15 protein-coding genes are annotated in these 17,817 nt (G+C 36.8%); 12 read left to right on the top strand and 3 right to left on the bottom strand.

Annotation, left to right across the window (positions count from 1 at the left end):
* Window positions 1-104: 104 nt before the first annotated feature.
* Window positions 105-2,351, bottom strand: coding sequence for a sodium-translocating pyrophosphatase (locus HDC90_RS04645; protein WP_184464336.1), 2,247 nt, complete (start codon window positions 2,349-2,351; stop codon window positions 105-107).
* A 294-nt stretch (window positions 2,352-2,645) separates the two neighbouring features.
* Between HDC90_RS04645 and HDC90_RS04650 the strand changes: the two genes are divergently transcribed.
* The 5 genes from HDC90_RS04650 (at window position 2,646) to HDC90_RS04670 (ending at window position 9,397) form a co-directional block, all read left to right on the top strand.
* Window positions 2,646-4,088 (top strand): APC family permease, encoded by a 1,443-nt coding sequence (locus HDC90_RS04650; RefSeq protein WP_184464338.1) that lies wholly within the window; start codon window positions 2,646-2,648, stop codon window positions 4,086-4,088.
* A gap of 854 nt (window positions 4,089-4,942) precedes the next feature.
* The gene (locus HDC90_RS04655) at window positions 4,943-5,890 is read left to right on the top strand and encodes a TIGR01212 family radical SAM protein (protein ID WP_184464409.1); all 948 of its coding nucleotides are present in this window, start codon (window positions 4,943-4,945) and stop codon (window positions 5,888-5,890) included.
* A gap of 367 nt (window positions 5,891-6,257) precedes the next feature.
* On the top strand, window positions 6,258-7,664 hold the full coding sequence (locus HDC90_RS04660) for an ammonium transporter (RefSeq protein ID WP_184464341.1): 1,407 nt from the start codon (window positions 6,258-6,260) through the stop codon (window positions 7,662-7,664).
* Window positions 7,665-7,700: 36 nt separating this feature from the next.
* Window positions 7,701-8,726: a porin gene (locus HDC90_RS04665; RefSeq protein WP_184464343.1), complete on the top strand. Its 1,026-nt coding sequence runs from the start codon at window positions 7,701-7,703 to the stop codon at window positions 8,724-8,726.
* A gap of 92 nt (window positions 8,727-8,818) precedes the next feature.
* On the top strand, window positions 8,819-9,397 hold the full coding sequence (locus tag HDC90_RS04670; RefSeq protein ID WP_184464345.1) for a DUF4468 domain-containing protein: 579 nt from the start codon (window positions 8,819-8,821) through the stop codon (window positions 9,395-9,397).
* On the opposite strand, the gene HDC90_RS04675 is transcribed toward HDC90_RS04670, so the two are convergent.
* Window positions 9,384-9,875, bottom strand: a complete 492-nt coding sequence (locus HDC90_RS04675) for an SRPBCC family protein (RefSeq protein ID WP_184464347.1) — start codon at window positions 9,873-9,875, stop codon at window positions 9,384-9,386. The genes HDC90_RS04670 and HDC90_RS04675 overlap by 14 nt on opposite strands.
* A 329-nt stretch (window positions 9,876-10,204) precedes the next feature.
* Window positions 10,205-10,678 carry a ribonuclease H-like YkuK family protein gene (locus tag HDC90_RS04680; protein WP_184464350.1) on the bottom strand — a complete coding sequence of 158 codons (474 nt, stop codon included), beginning with the start codon at window positions 10,676-10,678 and terminating at the stop codon, window positions 10,205-10,207.
* A gap of 214 nt (window positions 10,679-10,892) precedes the next feature.
* Here HDC90_RS04680 and HDC90_RS04685 point away from each other — a divergent pair, with 214 nt between their 5' ends.
* The 7 genes from HDC90_RS04685 to HDC90_RS04715 all read left to right on the top strand — a co-directional run bounded on the left by HDC90_RS04685 (window position 10,893) and on the right by HDC90_RS04715 (window position 17,355).
* Window positions 10,893-11,111 carry a hypothetical protein gene (locus HDC90_RS04685; protein ID WP_184464352.1) on the top strand — a complete coding sequence of 73 codons (219 nt, stop codon included), beginning with the start codon at window positions 10,893-10,895 and terminating at the stop codon, window positions 11,109-11,111.
* 50 nt (window positions 11,112-11,161) lie between these two features.
* Window positions 11,162-12,466 carry a DEAD/DEAH box helicase gene (locus HDC90_RS04690; RefSeq protein ID WP_184464354.1) on the top strand — a complete coding sequence of 435 codons (1,305 nt, stop codon included), beginning with the start codon at window positions 11,162-11,164 and terminating at the stop codon, window positions 12,464-12,466.
* A gap of 86 nt (window positions 12,467-12,552) precedes the next feature.
* A complete protein-coding gene (locus HDC90_RS04695; RefSeq protein ID WP_029274124.1) occupies window positions 12,553-12,786 on the top strand; it encodes a DUF1456 family protein in 234 nt (77 codons plus the stop codon).
* Entirely contained in the window at window positions 12,770-15,460 is a 2,691-nt protein-coding gene (locus tag HDC90_RS04700) for an outer membrane beta-barrel protein (RefSeq protein WP_184464356.1), read from the top strand. The genes HDC90_RS04695 and HDC90_RS04700 overlap by 17 nt, the downstream gene beginning before the upstream one ends.
* 59 nt (window positions 15,461-15,519) lie before the next feature.
* Complete coding sequence (locus tag HDC90_RS04705) at window positions 15,520-16,257, top strand: GDSL-type esterase/lipase family protein (protein WP_184464358.1); 738 nt, start codon at window positions 15,520-15,522, stop codon at window positions 16,255-16,257.
* A 344-nt stretch (window positions 16,258-16,601) separates the two neighbouring features.
* A complete protein-coding gene (locus tag HDC90_RS04710; protein ID WP_184464360.1) occupies window positions 16,602-16,949 on the top strand; it encodes a hypothetical protein in 348 nt (115 codons plus the stop codon).
* A 19-nt stretch (window positions 16,950-16,968) separates the two neighbouring features.
* The gene (locus HDC90_RS04715) at window positions 16,969-17,355 is read left to right on the top strand and encodes a hypothetical protein (RefSeq protein WP_184464362.1); all 387 of its coding nucleotides are present in this window, start codon (window positions 16,969-16,971) and stop codon (window positions 17,353-17,355) included.
* Window positions 17,356-17,817 lie beyond the last annotated feature (462 nt).

A 17,817-nucleotide genomic window follows, 5' to 3' on the forward strand; every position in this document is an offset into this window, starting at 1 on the left:
TGTTTAGATTATTTCAGCCCCAAACGTAATTAAAAATTACGGAAAAGTAAAAGGGATTTTGGTTAAAAATCCCTTTTACTTTTATTATATCTATGATTTTACAACTAAAACTTTAATGTATCGGTTGTATTTGTTAAAGTGTCGGTAATTGTATGCCCCAGATTATCGGTTTTTTGCTCAATTCTGATTTCTTTCCGAACTTCTTGCTTATGTTCGCTTGCAATTGCCTTAACTGCGATGTATGGAGCAATAACCAGTGAAACAATAGACATTAATTTAATCAAAATGTTCATCGAAGGGCCCGAAGTATCTTTAAAAGGATCGCCAACGGTATCTCCGGTAACAGAAGCCTTGTGCGGTTCTGATTTTTTGTAATATGTTTCGCCATTAATGATTACCCCCTGCTCAAAAGACTTTTTGGCATTATCCCAGGCACCACCGGCATTACTTTGGAAAATCCCCATCAATACACCTGTAACGGTTACTCCCGCCAATAAGCCACCCAAAACTTCTGGCCCAAAGGTAAAGCCTACGATTACCGGGGTAATTAAAGCAATAGCTCCTGGCATCATCATTTCACGGATAGAAGCTTTGGTAGAAATGGCTACACACTTTTCGTATTCAGGTTTAGCTTTGTATTCCATAATGCCCGGGATTTCGCGAAACTGACGACGAACTTCCTGAACCATATCCATTGCCGCTTTACCCACCGCCTGAATACAAAGTGCAGAAAAGATAAACGGAATCATACCACCAACAAATAGTCCGGCCAAAACTGGCGCTTTATAGATATCTATCGCTGTAATGCCTGCAATACCCACAAAAGCTGCAAATAAAGCTAAAGACGTTAGAGCCGCAGATGCAATAGCAAATCCTTTACCGGTTGCTGCGGTTGTATTTCCAACCGCATCTAAATTATCGGTACGCTCGCGCACTTCCGGCGGTAACTGACTCATTTCGGCAATGCCGCCTGCATTATCCGCGATCGGTCCGAAAGCATCAATAGCTAATTGCATAGCTGTGGTAGCCATCATCCCAGCTGCAGCAATAGCAACGCCATATAAGCCTGCAAAATGATAAGAGGTCATAATACCTCCTGCCAATACCAGGATAGGGATTACTGTAGATTTCATTCCTACCGATAAACCGGCGATAATGTTGGTGGCATGGCCAGTTGAAGATTGTTGAATAATAGAATTTACTGGTCCCTTACCCATCGCTGTAAAATATTCGGTCACAAGACTCATAATGGTACCCACTACCAAACCGACTATAATGGCGTAAAATACATTGATGCTCGAGAATTCATATCCACGGAGGTTAAGGGTTTCTGGCAGCATCCATTTCACAATAAAGAATGACGCCACTGCCGTAATCACAATCGACGACCAGTTACCTAGGTTCAATGCATTTTGAACATTCGATTTTTCATCTTTAATGGTTACAAACCAGGTTCCTATAATCGAAAATATAATGCCCAAGCCGCAGATTACCATTGGAAGAAGAATAGGAGACATCCCTCCAAAATTATCCTTCACATCAATTTCCTGCCCTAAAACCATAGTAGCTAATATGGTAGCTACATATGAACCGAACAAATCGGCACCCATACCAGCCACATCACCTACATTATCGCCAACATTATCGGCTATGGTAGCAGGATTGCGTACATCATCTTCAGGAATACCGGCCTCAACCTTACCCACCAAATCTGCACCAACATCGGCAGCTTTGGTATAAATACCACCGCCTACACGGGCAAATAAGGCAATAGATTCGGCACCCAAAGAAAATCCGGTTAAAACTTCTATAGCAGTTTTCATTTCAACGCTGCTTACAGATACTACGTTAAAATGCTTTAAAAACACAATAAATAAGCCACCTAAACCCAAAACGGCTAGTCCGGCAACCCCCAAACCCATTACCGTACCTCCGGTAAATGAAACTTTTAATGCTTGTTTTAAACTTGTTCTGGCCGCCTGAGTGGTTCTAACATTGGCTTTTGTGGCCGATTTCATTCCGATATAACCCGCAGTTGCAGAAAATACCGCTCCTATAATAAAAGATATAGAGATAATCCAGCTCGAGTGCATCGGAACACCTTTAATTTCGGTAATTGTTCCCGAGTAGGCTAGGAGCGCAGCCGTAAAAACAGCAAAAATGCTCAATACCCTCCATTCGGCTTTTAAAAAGGCCATAGCACCATCGGCTATGTAGCCCGCAAGTTCTTGCATATTTTTATCGCCCGCATCTTGCTTGTTTACCCAGGCACTTTTAATCATCATAACTATAATCCCAACAAGGCCCAGAGCCGGGATACAGTAAATTAAATTGTTTTGTAAAAAATCCATAGTTAATAATTGGTTTTATATTTGGTTAGTTGTTATTGCTTAACTGTGTAAATCGGTTAATTGTTTAAATTGTTTATCGACTCCAAACATCCCGTTCAAACTCCGAACTTCTTTCATCCGTTAATCTACTGTGGACTTAGGACTTATAATTAGCAAGATAATAAAATATTCTTCTTGTGATTAAAATTTTCATTGCCAAGGCAAATAAAATTTGCTCAATTAAAATAATACAAGCGAATCACGCCTATTTTCTTTTTTTTAAATAAATTAGCCACAAACTAAACCAAACTAAAGATGAAAATTGAAAAAGAAGATGGACCTTCTAAAAGAAAATTAAGCCTTTTTGATGCTACAATGTTGGTAATGGGCTCAATGATCGGAAGCGGAATCTTTATTGTCAGTGCCGATATAATGAGGAATTTAGGTTCTGGTTATTGGTTAATTGTAGTGTGGGTAATAACTGGGGTGATGACAGTTGCAGCTGCAATTTCTTATGGGGAGCTTTCTTCTATGTTTCCTAAAGCGGGTGGACAATACACTTACCTGAAGGAGATTTTTGGCAAAATGATGGGATTTCTTTACGGTTGGGGCTTATTTACTGTAATCCAAACCGGAACTATTGCAGCCGTTGCTGTTGCTTTTGGTAAATTTACGGCTTATCTAATCCCTGCATTAAACGATGCTGCTCCGATTTTCCAAAGCGGTGGCTATAAAATTACCTGGATACAGATTCTTGCTATTGGTGTTATTCTGCTTTTAACTTATATTAATACGAAAGGCGTTGAAAGCGGTAAAATATTACAGAATATTTTTACAGGATCTAAAATTGTGGCGTTAATTGCTTTAATTATTTTAGGCTTCTTCTTAATAAAAAATAGCTTTTGGGCTGAAAATTTAGGTTTTGGGTCTAGTGCTTTTAATAATCTCAAAACAGATTCGAGTGGAAATTTCTTAAAATCTGGATGGGAATCTATTTCTGGAATGACTATAATGGGTGGAATTGCAGCGGCAATGGTAGGTTCAGTATTTTCGAGTGTGGCTTGGGAAAACGTAACTTTTGTTTCGGGAGAGATTGAAAATCCTAAAAAAAATGTAGTGCGTTCTATGGTTTTAGGTACCTCAGCAGTAATGATTCTTTATTTGTTGGTCAACTTTATTTATCTCAATACCCTTAACAGAGATAGTATTGCTTTTGCGTTAAATGATCGAGTTGCTGTTGCCGCTTCAGAACAAATTTTTGGTAACGGAATCGGTACAATTGTAATTGCCTTATTGGTGATGATTTCTACTTTTGGTTGCGTTAATGGAATTGTATTAGCTGGGGCAAGGGTTTTTCAGACGATGGCAAAAGATGGCATGTTTTTTAAAGCGGCGCTTAAAAACAATAAAAATGGTGTTCCCGAAAAATCACTTTGGATGCAGGGGATCTGGGCATCTGCTTTATGTTTAAGTGGGCAGTATGGCAATCTGTTAGATATGATCTCTTTTGTTATTGTGCTCTTTTATATGATAACTGTTTTTGGGGTTATTTATTTAAGGATAAAACAGCCTAAACTTGAAAGACCTTACAAAACCTGGTTATATCCAATTACTCCAATTATCTATTTATTAATAGGGGCAGCATTTTGCATTTTATTGCTCATTTATAAACAACAATATACCTGGCCTGGGCTTGTAATTGTTTTACTTGGGCTTCCAGTTTATTTTTTTATAAACAAAAAAGAACAGCAGGAGTAAGCAGGGGTGTTTGTTTCAGTATCTCAATGGTAGTATAGATCCTGAAAATGTTCAGGGCGATGGTGCCAATGAATAATCTATTAGGGAACCTCGCAGGCTTTAAAAACTGCGGGGTTTTTACATTAAAGAATACTGCTTGCCAACCCGGCTTTTAGACCTCAACCTTATATTAGCCCTTCAATCTGATTTTGAAAAGCAAGAATTGGTATCAATAGGTTCCTAAATCCCCGTTATCCGCTTTACTTCTCCAGATGGAAAAATCGGGATCGTGTGCGCTGCTACCGGGTTTAGCTAACTTAGGCCTGTGCAGGTAACAGCCTATTCTAAACCCGACATGGCGGATGCCTGCTCAAGTGTAAGGCCTGCAGGCGTATGAGCATGTGGCGGGGCTGACGTTAAAATGAAACACGGGTATTGCTTTTCTAAAAAAAATAGAATACTTATATATTATAGCTCATTTTCTTTAAACAGTTTTGGAAATCAGGGTTCTGTTTCAATCGGTCCCGAAATCTCCGTTATTCGCTTTACTTCTCCCGATGGAAAAATCGGGATCGTGTTCGCTACTACCGGGTTTAGTTAACTTAAGTCTGTGCAGGTAACAACGTTTTCTAAACCCGACATTGCGGATACCGGCCTGTGTTTAAGGCCTGCAGGTGTATGAGCATGTGGCGGGACTGACGTGAAAATGAAACACAGGTATTGCTTTTCTAAAAAATAAATAAACTATATTTTAAACTTTAGTGAGTTGCAGCGTGTTTCCCTTAAACCCTAATTGTAGGCCCAATCTCACATCTCAAACCTAATATCTTAAATCTAACCTCGTGTCTCGAACAAAAAGCGTATTTTTGCAATTAATGGGAACACTTGTAGATTCAGGGATAAAGGGATATAAAAATTACGGTACGTATTTGCGCGAAAAATATAAAGGGCAGCGCGTGTTTAAAGTAATTGTAGATGGTGGTTTTACCTGTCCTAATCGCGATGGCAGTAAGGGCTACGGTGGATGTACATATTGTAATGTAGATTCTTTTACACCAGAACCCTCGCGTAAAAATCCAAATATTAAAGATCAGCTTGCCGAAGGCATGTTAAGGGCTAAAACTTCTTATAAAGCTGATAAGTATATTGTTTATTTTCAGCCGAACACCAATACTTACGCTCCGGTGCATTATTTAAAGATGATGTACGATGAGGCCTTATCTATTAATACTGAAGATATAGTGGGATTTGCAGTGGGTACCCGCCCAGATTGTATCGATGCCGAAAAGGTAGCTTTATTAGAAAGTTATACCGATCGTTTTGATGTAGACTTAGAAATGGGTATGGAATCTATCTATGATGAAACCCTCGATCAGATTAACAGGGGCTGCAGCCATGGCGAATTTGTTGCCGCGGTTGAGCTTTTAAAAGACAGTAAGCTTGATTTGTGTGTGCATACTATTTTTGGCTTCCCTTGGGAAACCAGAGCGCAGATGTACGGTTATATTCACGAAATTAACCGTTTTCCTCAAATTAAGTTTGTTAAATTTCACCATCTTCATGTTGTAGAGGGTTCTATAATGGGTGCTAAATACAAAAAAGAGCCTTTTAAATTATTTTCACTTGAAGAATATACGGATCTGCTTTGCGAGTTGATTCCGCTTTTGCGTCCAGATATTGTTATTCAACGCCTTTTTGGCATTTCGGACTGGGATTTGCTAATTGCACCAAATTGGGGGCTTAATAAATCAGCAATTCAAACGTATATGGATAAAGAAATAGAAAAAAGAGGAATAGTTCAGGGATCTGATTATTTTTCTTAAAAATATAAAATTCTTAATAATTTTTAGAAAAACCCATGAAATTTCATGGGTTTTTCTGTTATTAATAAGTTTTTTAGGATAATTTTTGTAAATTTTAGATAAAATCAGGTAAATGATGGTTAATATGTGATTTTGTTTTTATTAAAAACTTATATTAAAATCCCCTCAATTTTTTGTTATTTTTAATTTTACGGTTAATTTTTGTTCTGTTTAATAAAAATCATTCGTTTTTATTAAAATATTTCAATTTAATGGTGTAAAAACTACAATATGTCGTATTTTTATAAAAATAAATCAAACGTTTGATCTATAATTATCAATCGTTTGATCAATAGTTAAAAATCACAAACAAATTAAACTAAAAACTATGAGTAAATTCTCCTTTAAACAGTATGCGCCTTTTGCGATATTGATGATTGTCGCAATTTTCGCTCTATTTATTCCACTTCTCCCTAATTTTGATGAAGGCAAGTACAGTGGACCTGATATTGCATTTATATTAATCGCAGCTGCGCTTGTATTTTTAATGACTCCAGGTCTTGCATTCTTTTATGGTGGTATGGTTCACCGTAAAAATGTATTATCCACAATGATTAAAAGTGTTGTAGCGGCAGGAGTAATTACAGTTTTGTGGACAGTTGTTGGTTTTAGTTTGGCCTTTGGAGATACCATCGGTGGCTTTATCGGAAATCCATCAACATTTTTGTTCTTCAAAGGTGTAAATTCTGGAGCACCACATCTTCAAGGAGGATCAGACTTAACTATTCCGCTTTCTTTATTTGCTGTGTTTCAATTAATGTTTGCCATTATTACACCAGGTTTGGTAGTTGGGGCAGTAGCAGAACGTATTCGTTTTACTTCATACATTCTGTTTATTGTTTTGTTCGCAATATTTGTTTATTCTCCTTTGGCCCACTGGACATGGCACCCACAAGGTTTCTTGTTTAAAATGGGCGTGTTAGATTTTGCAGGCGGTACAGTAGTACACATTTCTGCAGGTATGGCAGCTTTAGCAGGAGCATTGGTTTTAAAACGTAGAAAATCTCACTTAGAGCATAAAGAAGTTCCACCAGCTAATATTCCATATGTATTAATTGGTACTGGTTTGTTATGGTTCGGTTGGTTCGGTTTTAATGCAGGTTCTGCATTAAGCGCGGGTAGCTTAGCTGTTTCGGCATTTTTAACTACAAATACTGCTGCCGGTGCTGCTGGCTTATCTTGGATGTTCTTTGATGTTGCAAGAGGCAAAAAACCTTCTGTGTTAGGTTTTTGTATCGGAGCAGTAGTTGGCTTAGTGGCCATTACACCAGGAGCAGGTTTTGTAAGTATTTCGGCCAGTATATTTATTGGTGCTATTGCTGCTGTTATTTCTAACCTTGTGGTTACATGGAAACAAAAAACCAGTTTGGATGATACATTAGATGTTTTCCCTTGTCACGGTGTAGGTGGTATCGTTGGTATGTTGTTAACTGGTGTTTTTGCTACAAAAACAGTAAATGCTGCCGGTGCTGACGGATTATTTTATGGTAACCCAGCTTTCTTTATTACACAATTAAAAGGTGCAGTAATCGTAATCATCTTCAGTTTCGTTGTATCGTTTGTTATTTTCAAACTGGTAAATCTGATCAATCCAATCAGGGTTTCTGAAGAAGAAGAAGAGTTAGGTCTTGATGCATCTCAACATGATGAGAAATACTCTCAAGGAACCTTACTGGTTGAAGAAAGAGCCATCTATATCGAAAAAAACAGCCCATTAACCGAATCAATTTCTTAAAGATTTTATATATCTAAACTCAAATCAAGCTCAAACATGAAGAAACTTTTAACAGCTATTTTTGCAATGGCCAGCACTACGTGTGCCCTGGCTCAAGAAACCACCACATCGCCACTTGAAATTTCAGGGTCGGTAGATACGTACTTTAAATATGATTTTGCCAAGAATCCATTAAATGCAAAAACATCTTTTGTAACAGATCACAACTCAGTATCACTAGGGATGATTGATATTGCGCTGAAGAAAAAAACAGGCAAGGCTTCATTTGTTGGAGAGCTTTCTTTTGGCCCGAGAGGACAATCGCAATCTATTCCTGATGCTGCCGCTGGTGGTTCTTCATTTAATATCCAGAATTTATATGTTAACTACGAGTTCACAAATGAGTTTAGCATGACGGCTGGTTACATGGGTACGTTTATTGGATATGAGGTAATTTCTCCGGTTGGAAACTTCAACTACTCAACTTCATATTTATTTACCAATGGTCCATTCCAAAATGCAGGTATTAAAGCAACTTATAAATTCAGCGATAAAGTAAGTTTAATGGCTGGTTTATTTAATGATTGGAATGTTTACAGCGCATCGCGAGGTGTTTCGGCCATTGGCGGCCAGCTAATGGTTGCACCGGTAGAAGGTTGGACAGCCTACATTAATGCTTTATTGGGCGCAGGTTTTGGTGGGTACGGAACCATTGTGGATTTAACTACTGCGTATCAGATTACGGAAAAGTTTAAATTAGGTTTAAATGCTGCTAATTATGATATTAAGGATAGTGCTGTACCAGGAAGTTATGCTGGTGCTGCTTTATACCCTCAGTACGCAGTATTAGATGCCGTAACTTTAGGGTTAAGAGGTGAATACTTCAAATTTAAAGCAGCAGGTGCAGTTCCAGCTACAGCCTTTACAGCAGTAACACTTACCGCAAACATTAAATCTGGTGGTTTAACCTTTATCCCAGAGGTAAGATTAGACCACAACAGTGATAAACCTTTCTTTAAAGAAGGTGGCGCTGCGGCACCAAATGGAGGTCAGTTCTCTTTAGCAGCTGTTTACGCTTTTTAAGTAAATAAATAATATTAGGCCGTCTCGATGTAAAATCGGGACGGCTTTTTCTTATCTTTAAATATTTAGATTTATCTATTAACCGATTTTACATGAAATATCTTCTTTTTATTATTGTTGCCACCTTTTCAATTCAATTATCTGCACAGCAAAAACAGTTTTCTAAAGATGATAACGGTAAATTTATCTATTATAAGGTTGTAGATTCTCAACGGGTAAGCAAAGATACTTTGCTGCAAAGAGCGAAAGCTTTCGTTAATGTTGCTTATAAAAAATCGATGGTTGAGGAAAGTGTTACTGATTCTTCTGTGTTAGCTAAAGGTACGATAGTAATTGATAAAACAATTTTAGTTGCTGGCCATCCAAGTGGGGAGGTAAGTTATAATTTTGTTTTTGAGGCACGCAATGGAAAATATAGATTCTGGCTAACTGATATGTTGTTTATTCCATACCAGAGAGATCGTTATGGAAATTTTGTGCCGACTACAAAAATTGGTGTGCCTTTAGAGCGTACGCCAGGTAAGCTGAATGCAGGTGCATGGAAAGATATTTTAAATAGCACTTATCTTAAAGTTGAAAAATTTGGCGACGATTTTAAAAAGTATTTAGCGACCAGCAGGGTGGAGAAAGCCAAAAAGAAAGTCGAAACCATTTCTACTAAACAATGGTAGTTGATGCGTACTGAAATTTTCCAAATAACTCTTCTACTTTCTGGGAGCGGAATTTAAAAATCTCGTTGATTTTGTTGTTCACCACAACGGTATTTGCAATAATGCCGATTGGTCCCCAACCGATGCCGTAATGCAAAATATCGTGCATTAATACGCCGTCGTGTACCTTTTCGAAATGATGCTGGTGATGCCAGAATGCAAATGGACCAAACCGCTGTTCGTCAATAAAATATTCTTTATCCTTAACATGCGTTATTTCTGTTACCCAATTTAGTTTGATACCGAACAAAGGCGAAACTTTGTAAGTAATGATCAGACCGGGATACATTTTGGTTTTGGCCATGTTAGGGGAAGTTACCTCAAATGTCATGTTTTTCGGTGTAATCTCGGCTAAATTCAATGGTGAAGAGAAAAAGTCCCATGCGGTATCTAGGTCGGCAGGAAGTTTTTGCGTAAATTCTAATCTATATGTTTTCAAGTTTCCGTTTTAGAGCACAACAATAAAGATGCAGTTTTGTTGAGAATAGTTTAGGTTTAATCGTAAAGTTCACATAATGAAGGCGCAGAGATCGCAGAGTTTGGGTATGCTAATCTATTTACATCTTTTTTTATCGCAAAGTTGTACGGTTTTAGTCACTTAAACCCGAAGCGAAATGCCGATATTTCAATCGGCAGAAGCTAGGGCAAGACTGCAATAACCAAAAAGATATTGCAATTTGCTTTCCAAGAAAAATAAACTCTGTATTAAAACAACCAGCTTTGACAAATTTTTAACACTTGGATAAGAAATTTGTCAAAGCATTTATGCTAATGCACCATTTTATCGGCACAGGTTGAACTTGCAAATGCTTCTGGTTTAGCCTTAAAAATAAAGCCCATGCTTAAAATATATCCCATGGCATCATTAAGCGCCTTGTTTGATTTAAACGATGGACTCGTATTGATATCGGCATGTACTTCGAGTGCAACATCATAAATGTCAAGTAAATCGCAAATAGAGTAAGCTGTTTCAATAGATTTTTGTACTTCCATTAACATTCTTTCTTTTATACTTACCTGTTGTGAGCTCTTTTCCTGGTTGATATACATAAAACCACCATGATGTTCTCTTAACAGAACAATTACGGTTGCAAAATCGGTTACTGCCCCTTTAACCTGCGAATCGGTACCGATGCAAACTTTAAGCTTATAGCCATTTTCTGTTTCTCTGATAATCGCATTTTCTACTTCTTCTAGGATTGAAGACTGAATAATTTCACCACTAAATTTTTTCCACGTCATACATTTGAGTTTTTGAGGTTAACGAATGGTAATCAGGTTTTTATAAAAATAGGCGCTAAAAATTAAATATATGTTAAGTGCAGATTGTTTATTTGCTAACAAAAAGTTAGTTATCAACAAGTTACTCATAATAGTTTAGATGGACTTATTATTTCTTGAAACAAATTATTATTCGGTCAGTTAATATTTGTACATTCATTAAAAATTCTTAATTATGAGAGCAGAATTGATTCAAGAGCTTCAGTTATTACAAAATAGCAGAGCGAATAAATTTGCAGATGAACTGGCTGACAAGATTTTATCTTCGGTTGATGCAGTTAACGAAAAAGTGCTATCATCAATGTCTAAACGTGGTAACATGTTAATGTTACTCGAAAAAAGATTAAACTTTTCTACCCTGCGGAAACTTAGGAAGAGATTTTTCAGGCCCTAACCAAGAGTGCCGTTTTTGCCCTAAAGAGAAATGATTACCTTTATGGCGGAATGATAGAAAATGCCTTAAAAAAATTAAACATTACTGCACTTAATCAGATGCAGGAGTCTTCTGTAAAAGCAGCCAAGACTGGTAAAGATGTGATATTGATTGCGCCAACGGGTTCGGGGAAAACGCTGGCCTTTTTATTGCCATTACTTTCCAACTTAAAAGCCGGAGTTAAGGGCGTGCAAGCCTTAGTTTTGGTGCATTCGAGAGAGCTTGCCTTACAAATAGAGCAGGTTTTTAAACAAATGGGTACTCCATTTAAAGTAAACTGCTGTTATGGTGGGCATGCTGTGCGGATAGAAAAGAATAACCTTGCGCATCCGCCTGCAGTGTTAATCGGAACGCCTGGTAGGATAGCTTATCATTTAGAGCATCAGAACTTTGATGAATCTTTTATCGAAACCTTAATCTTAGACGAATTTGATAAGGCGCTCGAGTTTGGTTTTGAAAACGATATGTCTTACATCATTGGCTCGTTGCTTTCATTAAAACAGCGTATACTTACTTCTGCTACCAAAATGGAAGAAATTCCTGCTTTCGTAAAGTTAAATGCACCTATTGAAGTCGATTTTTCAAAAAATATCGAGACAAAGCCAGATCTAAAGCTCAAAAAAATAACAGCACCTACGGCTGATAAATTAGATTATCTTTTCAGATTATTGAGTAAAATAGGCAGTAAAAATACATTGGTTTTCTGTAATCATAGGGAAACGGTAGATCGGATAAGTGATTTACTCTATGAAAATGGTTTAGGACATGATGTTTTTCACGGAGGGATGGAACAGTTCGATCGTGAAAAGGCATTGCTTAAATTTAGAAATGGTAGCCATCGGATTTTAATTACAACAGATTTAGCCGCCCGTGGTCTCGATATTCCTGAAGTAGAGCACATTGTACATTATCAATTGCCCTACACCGAAGATGCTTATATCCATCGCAACGGTAGAACGGCAAGGATGCATGCAAAGGGAACGGCATATGCTATTTTAACTACAGAAGAGCATTATAAATATTTACCGGATGATATTGAAGAAGAAGTTTTATCAGAGCAGTATAAATTACCAGAAGCCAGCGATTGGGTAACTTTATATCTTGCACATGGCAAGAAGGATAAAATTAACAAAATTGATATTGTAGGTTTATTTTTGCAGAAAGGTAATTTAACAAAAGAAGATCTTGGCTTGATCGAAGTTAAAGATACTACGAGTTACATCGCGGTTAAAAGAAGCAAAGTAGAGAAATTATTAAAAGCATTAAGTGGCGAAAAAATTAAAGGGAAAAAACTTAAATTAGAAGTGGCCAGTTAGATCGATAAGTCCGAAGTTGTAGCATTTTATAACATTACAACTTACAACATTCACTAATTCAGTATTCTACCATTCAATAATTAACAATGAGCAACAACGATATATTAAAAAAACTGAGAGTAGCCTTATCATTAAAAACAGAGGATATTATAACCATTTGCGATCTCGTTGGATTTAAGGTAACCAAGGCAGAACTGGGCGATATTTTCAGGAATGAAGACCACGAGAATTTTAAACCCTGTGGCGATCAGATCCTGCGTAATTTTTTAAATGGTCTGGTAATTTATAAAAGAGGTCCGAGGGATGAGAAAAAGCAATAATTTATGCTTTTTATTATTTTTTATACTGATCACTTTCTCCTTTAACGCTCTCGCTCAGTCTCAGTTTAAAATAAGCGGCCGCGTAATCGATTCTTTAAAAAAGCCCATTGATGGGGTAAGTATCCGATTGATTACCGATAAAGATACGCTACGGTCTAATTCAGATTCGAAGGGCAATTTTACATTTCCAAAAGTAGGCCACAACAAATTCTACCTTAGCATAACGGCATTGGGCTATAAACCTTATGCATCAATTTACGAAGTCGAATCTTCCAAAAAAAGTTCCGACCTGGATCCAATTATACTTAAAACCGAAAGCATCCGCCTCGAAGATGTAGAAGTTAAAGTAAAGGTTGATCCCATTAAAATCAAAAAAGATACCATTGAGTACAATGCCGGCGCTTATACCATTAGGGACAACGATAAGGTTGAAGACCTTTTAAAGCAGTTACAGGGCATCGAAGTTGATGAAAAAGGTGCTGTTACGGCAATGGGAAAAAAAATGACCAAGCTTCGGGTGAATGGTGAAGATTTTTTTACCAGCAATGTAGAAGATTACATCAGACAGTTGCCTGCAGATATTATTGCCAAACTACAGGTAATTGATGATTATGGTGATGAAGCTAATTTTACCGGCATTAAAATCGGTACTCCTCAAAAAATGCTGAACCTGGTTACCAAGCCTGGCATGGATAAGGGTGTTTTTGGCGGAATAAATGTGAATTCTGCCACCAATAATGCGCATAATCTGGGAACCAACGGCAGTATATGGAAAAAAACAAAACAGATTGGTTTTGGCGGTCGCTATGGCATTACCAATAATGCGTTCAGCCAGATGAATAATGGTGCCTTGAACGGCAATATCAGGGATAAAATTTCAAAAGAATTTAGCGTTAACGGGAGTTATAATTTTAGCAATGGTACCAATAAATCCATTCAGAGCAACTACCTCGAAACTTTTAACCCTCAGGGAACCATTTACGATTTAAGGGAAAGTACCAATAACTCCAACTCTTTAAACAATAACATTAACCTGGGGTTAAACGGTGCTACAAAAAAGAATTATTTCAATGTTTCGCTGGCAGGCTCTTTGGCCGATACCAGGAATGATGCTTTTTCCACCTCCAATAAAACAGGCTATATCAAGCAAGATCTTATTTCCAATTCAGCTTCCCGCAATAGTAACCCAAATCTTAACGGAAGTATCAACTGGTCGAGGCGTTTGGCCAATAATAAACGTTCGCTATCCATGGGTTTCAACTTTGGTAGCAGTGGCGGAAATAGCAACAGCACCATTAACGATATTATCCGCTATTATAATGAAACCACCAATGTGCTGGTTAAAGATTCGTTATTAAACCGTTTGGTAGCTAACAATACTTCAAATTCGAACTTTGGCGGAAATATTCAGTTTTCGAACTCCTTAAAAAAGGCAAATGATACTAGCGGATACAGTTTTATCAATTTTTCCTATCGTTTTTCGGTAAGCAGGAGCCGGAACCTGCAGACTACATCGGTTACCAGTCCATTAGGAAATAGTTTTGTGGTCGATTCATTAGGGCAGGATTATGTATCGAATTTCATTAACCAGAATATCAGCATCGGTTACAATACCAATAGCAACCGGATCAGTTATAATTTTGGACTTAATTTTTCGCCAAGCATCATTATTGGTAAATACCAGAACACGGGGCAGGAACTCAAAAATTATCAGCTGAATTTTTCCCCTTCGGCCAATTTAAGCTATCAGATTAAAGACAATGGAAATCTGAGTTTTGGCTATAATGGTTATACCAACTCACCTGATTTTAACAAACTGCAGCCTATCAGGAATAATAATGATGTGCAGAACCTGATTATTGGTAATCCCGACCTGAAAGCAACATCGAGCCACACTGCTGATCTAAGTTTTAATAAATTTAGTACGAAATCTGGCTTAAGTATTATGGCCGGCTTATCGGGAACTTTCGCCATCAACAGCGTGGTGAGTAATACGGTTTTTCTCAGAGATACGTTGAATAGTTTAAAGCAACAAACCACCTACGAAAATGTGAATGGCATTTATAATGTAGGTGGAAATTATTCTTTCAATAAAAGGATGCTTGATAATAAACTGTCTTTATCTATAAATGGGAATGTTGCTTACAGCCACAATGTTTTTTATACCGATAATGTATTGAACAAGAGTAGCGGCATTAATGTTTCGAATGGATTTAGGTTTAACCTCAATCAGAAAAAATATTCTTTTAATACCAGTGCATCATACAGTTTCAGTTCAAATACCTATTCGGTTATGAACCAAAACATTAAAAATGTACAGGTGGTGGCTTTGAGTGGAAGTGCCAGCTGGATCCCCGGCAAGCATTTTCGGGTAAATGCATCGGCTTCTAAAAGCTTGAATTTTGGCTATAGTTTATATGCCGGCAATCCTTTATTGGTAAATATGGGGATAAATACTTCGTTCCTTAAAGGCAACAAACTCCTTTTTTCTGTCCAGGCGAACGATTTATTTAATCAGGGGGCACTTTTTAGTACCAGTATTACCAACAACTCCATTTCCGAGAACAGGACAAGGTTTATCAGCCGTTTTGTACAGGCTACCTTGAGTTATAACCTGAGCCAGTTTGGAAATAAAAAAGGTAAAACGAATGGTAACTTTAATGCCGACGAATAAAATAATTAAACCCAGATTATTTAGTTTAGCGTTTCGCTCCTTTACCAATTACCTATCTCATGAAAAGTAAATTCTTGTTTTTTATCTTGCTGATTTCTACAGGCAGTTTGTTTGCCCAGGCTCAGAAAGCAGATTCCTTAAACAATAAGTCTAAAAAAGAAAACTTTGCCGATGATTGGGCGGCGCTTACGAAGTACCAGAAAGAGAACGAACTTTTGCCTCCTTCAAACCGAAAAGAAAAGCGGGTGGTATTTTTAGGGAGTTCGATTTTTGAATTCTGGAAACAGAAAGATCCTGAATATTTTACTAAAAACCCATATCTGGATAGGGGGATAAGTGGGCAGATTTCGCCGCAACTGCTTATCCGTTTCCGGCAGGATGTAATTAACCTTAAGCCAAAAGTGGTAATTATTTTGGCGGGTAGTAATGATATTGCAGGTAATACAGGTCATGTAACCAACGAAAAGATTATGAACAACATCAAATCGATGGCAGAACTGGCCCGCTTACACCACATTAAAGTGATACTCTGTAAATATCTGCCTGTTTATCAATATCCATGGAATAAAAATATTGAGCCCGCTGAAATTATTGTTTCCCTGAATGAAATGATTGCTGCCTATGCAAAAGAGAAAAATTACACCGTACTGGATTATTGGACACCATTGGTTGATGAACGCAGTGGCCAGCGATCTGAATTAACGGTTGACGGTGTTCACCCCAACCTGGCCGGCTATAAGATTATGGAAGAGGTAACAGATGTGGCGATAAAAAAAGCTTTGAAAAATAGACACTAGAAGTTCATTGGTCATTAGTTCATTGGTTAGCATTGTGTATATAAAATAGAAACGTCGTCATCTCGATTTCGTTTCACTCCGCTCTAAATGACGATAACTTTTAGGAGATAGCTCCTAAAAGTTATATGTCATTCATATTGATTTTTTTAGAATAAAATTGATGGGATAATTTGTTTTTATGAATTTTCAATAATATTTGAAAGTTTAATAAGTTTTATTTAGTTTTACTTCATGAAAGGGAAATAAAATAGTAGATTATACATAATGCCCTTAAATGAGGCTTATTTTTTTAATCTATACTTTCATTTTTTTTCTGAAAATTAAATAATTTAAAGTTGTTGGTTATGGATTACAATGTACTCGGCTATGGCATCTTTATAACGGTTATCGTATTCATCATCGTAGTAGTAGGAAAAATATGTTACCGTAACGGAAATATCTTTGTGGCCGAACTCATTCCCGATCATCTCGATCTCTGTCAGCAGATTAATAAATCCCTTTTGGTTTCTTACTATCTGGTGAATATTGGCTACTGTGCCATGACATTAATAGGGTGGGAGACAATTCTTTCATCGCAGCAGCTTGTAGAAGTTATGGCGGTAAAAGTGGCCACCATTGTTTGCATCCTGTCTATTCTTCACTATTTAAATATCTATTTGCTTACCAATACCATTCATAAATTAATAAAGTAACAATCTAAAATTTTCAATTATGGAAACGACAAAAATTTTAATCGGTTATGCAGTTTATTTGCCAGTTGCACTTTTTTTGACTTTTTATGTTTCAAAAACGCTGTTCAAAAACAGTAAAGTATATATGTTAGATATTTTTAAGGGAAGAGAAGAGATTGCCAATGCGACGAACAAACTCTTCGAAACGGGTTTTTACCTATTGAACATTGGCTTCGCGCTGCTCATTATGAAGATTACGATAGAGGCTAACGATTACCGGAATTTAATTGAGGCATTGGGTTCTAAAATCGGTGGCTTTGCCATTTATCTTGGAATGATGCTGTTTATTAACCTGTACTTCTTTTTTAGAGGGAAACGCAAAGCAAAAGAAAATCAAAGGCCAAATCCTTTCCAACCATCTATGTAGTGGCAATAAGAGATCAAGTTTTTAAGTGCATTAGAGTTTAAGTGTAAAATACTGTATTACAAATTAAAATTTGTTAAAATGATTATTCGATTTATTTATTCTTTTTTAGTCGCGATAGTTGGAATTTTTATACTTTCATTACTTTGTACGATTCAACAACCCAGTTTTAACCCTATTGATTTATTTTTAATGGTCTTATTTTACTATTTACCTGGAATGTATATATTAATAGTAATCTCTATTTTTTTGATTCACCTAATTAGGCAAAATAAAGTACTTAGTAGATTCTTAAAAACAAATACGGGCTTTTTTTTAACTTTTTTAGCTTTTGTACTTATTAGCTCCATAGTTAAAGATAAAATAGTAAGTGATTATGAGTTCATAATAAATTTTGTAATAGCATATATTATATCAATGTTGTTTTATTTTCAGTCTCTAAGAATATTTACGGCCAAAAACAAT

The organism is Pedobacter sp. AK013 (genome assembly GCF_014205835.1).
Lineage (GTDB): Bacteria > Bacteroidota > Bacteroidia > Sphingobacteriales > Sphingobacteriaceae > Pedobacter.

What these genes read in the sequence shown, in the direction of transcription:
- HDC90_RS04645 (WP_184464336.1), bottom strand. Translation starts at nt 2,351, where the DNA reads ATGGATTTTTTACAAAACAATTTAATTTACTGTATCCCGGCTCTGGGC.
- HDC90_RS04650 (WP_184464338.1), top strand. Translation starts at nt 2,646, where the DNA reads ATGAAAATTGAAAAAGAAGATGGACCTTCTAAAAGAAAATTAAGCCTT.
- HDC90_RS04655 (WP_184464409.1), top strand. Translation starts at nt 4,943, where the DNA reads ATGGGAACACTTGTAGATTCAGGGATAAAGGGATATAAAAATTACGGT.
- HDC90_RS04660 (WP_184464341.1), top strand. Translation starts at nt 6,258, where the DNA reads ATGAGTAAATTCTCCTTTAAACAGTATGCGCCTTTTGCGATATTGATG.
- HDC90_RS04665 (WP_184464343.1), top strand. Translation starts at nt 7,701, where the DNA reads ATGAAGAAACTTTTAACAGCTATTTTTGCAATGGCCAGCACTACGTGT.
- HDC90_RS04670 (WP_184464345.1), top strand. Translation starts at nt 8,819, where the DNA reads ATGAAATATCTTCTTTTTATTATTGTTGCCACCTTTTCAATTCAATTA.
- HDC90_RS04680 (WP_184464350.1), bottom strand. Translation starts at nt 10,678, where the DNA reads ATGACGTGGAAAAAATTTAGTGGTGAAATTATTCAGTCTTCAATCCTA.
- HDC90_RS04685 (WP_184464352.1), top strand. Translation starts at nt 10,893, where the DNA reads ATGAGAGCAGAATTGATTCAAGAGCTTCAGTTATTACAAAATAGCAGA.
- HDC90_RS04690 (WP_184464354.1), top strand. Translation starts at nt 11,162, where the DNA reads ATGATAGAAAATGCCTTAAAAAAATTAAACATTACTGCACTTAATCAG.
- HDC90_RS04695 (WP_029274124.1), top strand. Translation starts at nt 12,553, where the DNA reads ATGAGCAACAACGATATATTAAAAAAACTGAGAGTAGCCTTATCATTA.
- HDC90_RS04700 (WP_184464356.1), top strand. Translation starts at nt 12,770, where the DNA reads ATGAGAAAAAGCAATAATTTATGCTTTTTATTATTTTTTATACTGATC.
- HDC90_RS04705 (WP_184464358.1), top strand. Translation starts at nt 15,520, where the DNA reads ATGAAAAGTAAATTCTTGTTTTTTATCTTGCTGATTTCTACAGGCAGT.
- HDC90_RS04710 (WP_184464360.1), top strand. Translation starts at nt 16,602, where the DNA reads ATGGATTACAATGTACTCGGCTATGGCATCTTTATAACGGTTATCGTA.
- HDC90_RS04715 (WP_184464362.1), top strand. Translation starts at nt 16,969, where the DNA reads ATGGAAACGACAAAAATTTTAATCGGTTATGCAGTTTATTTGCCAGTT.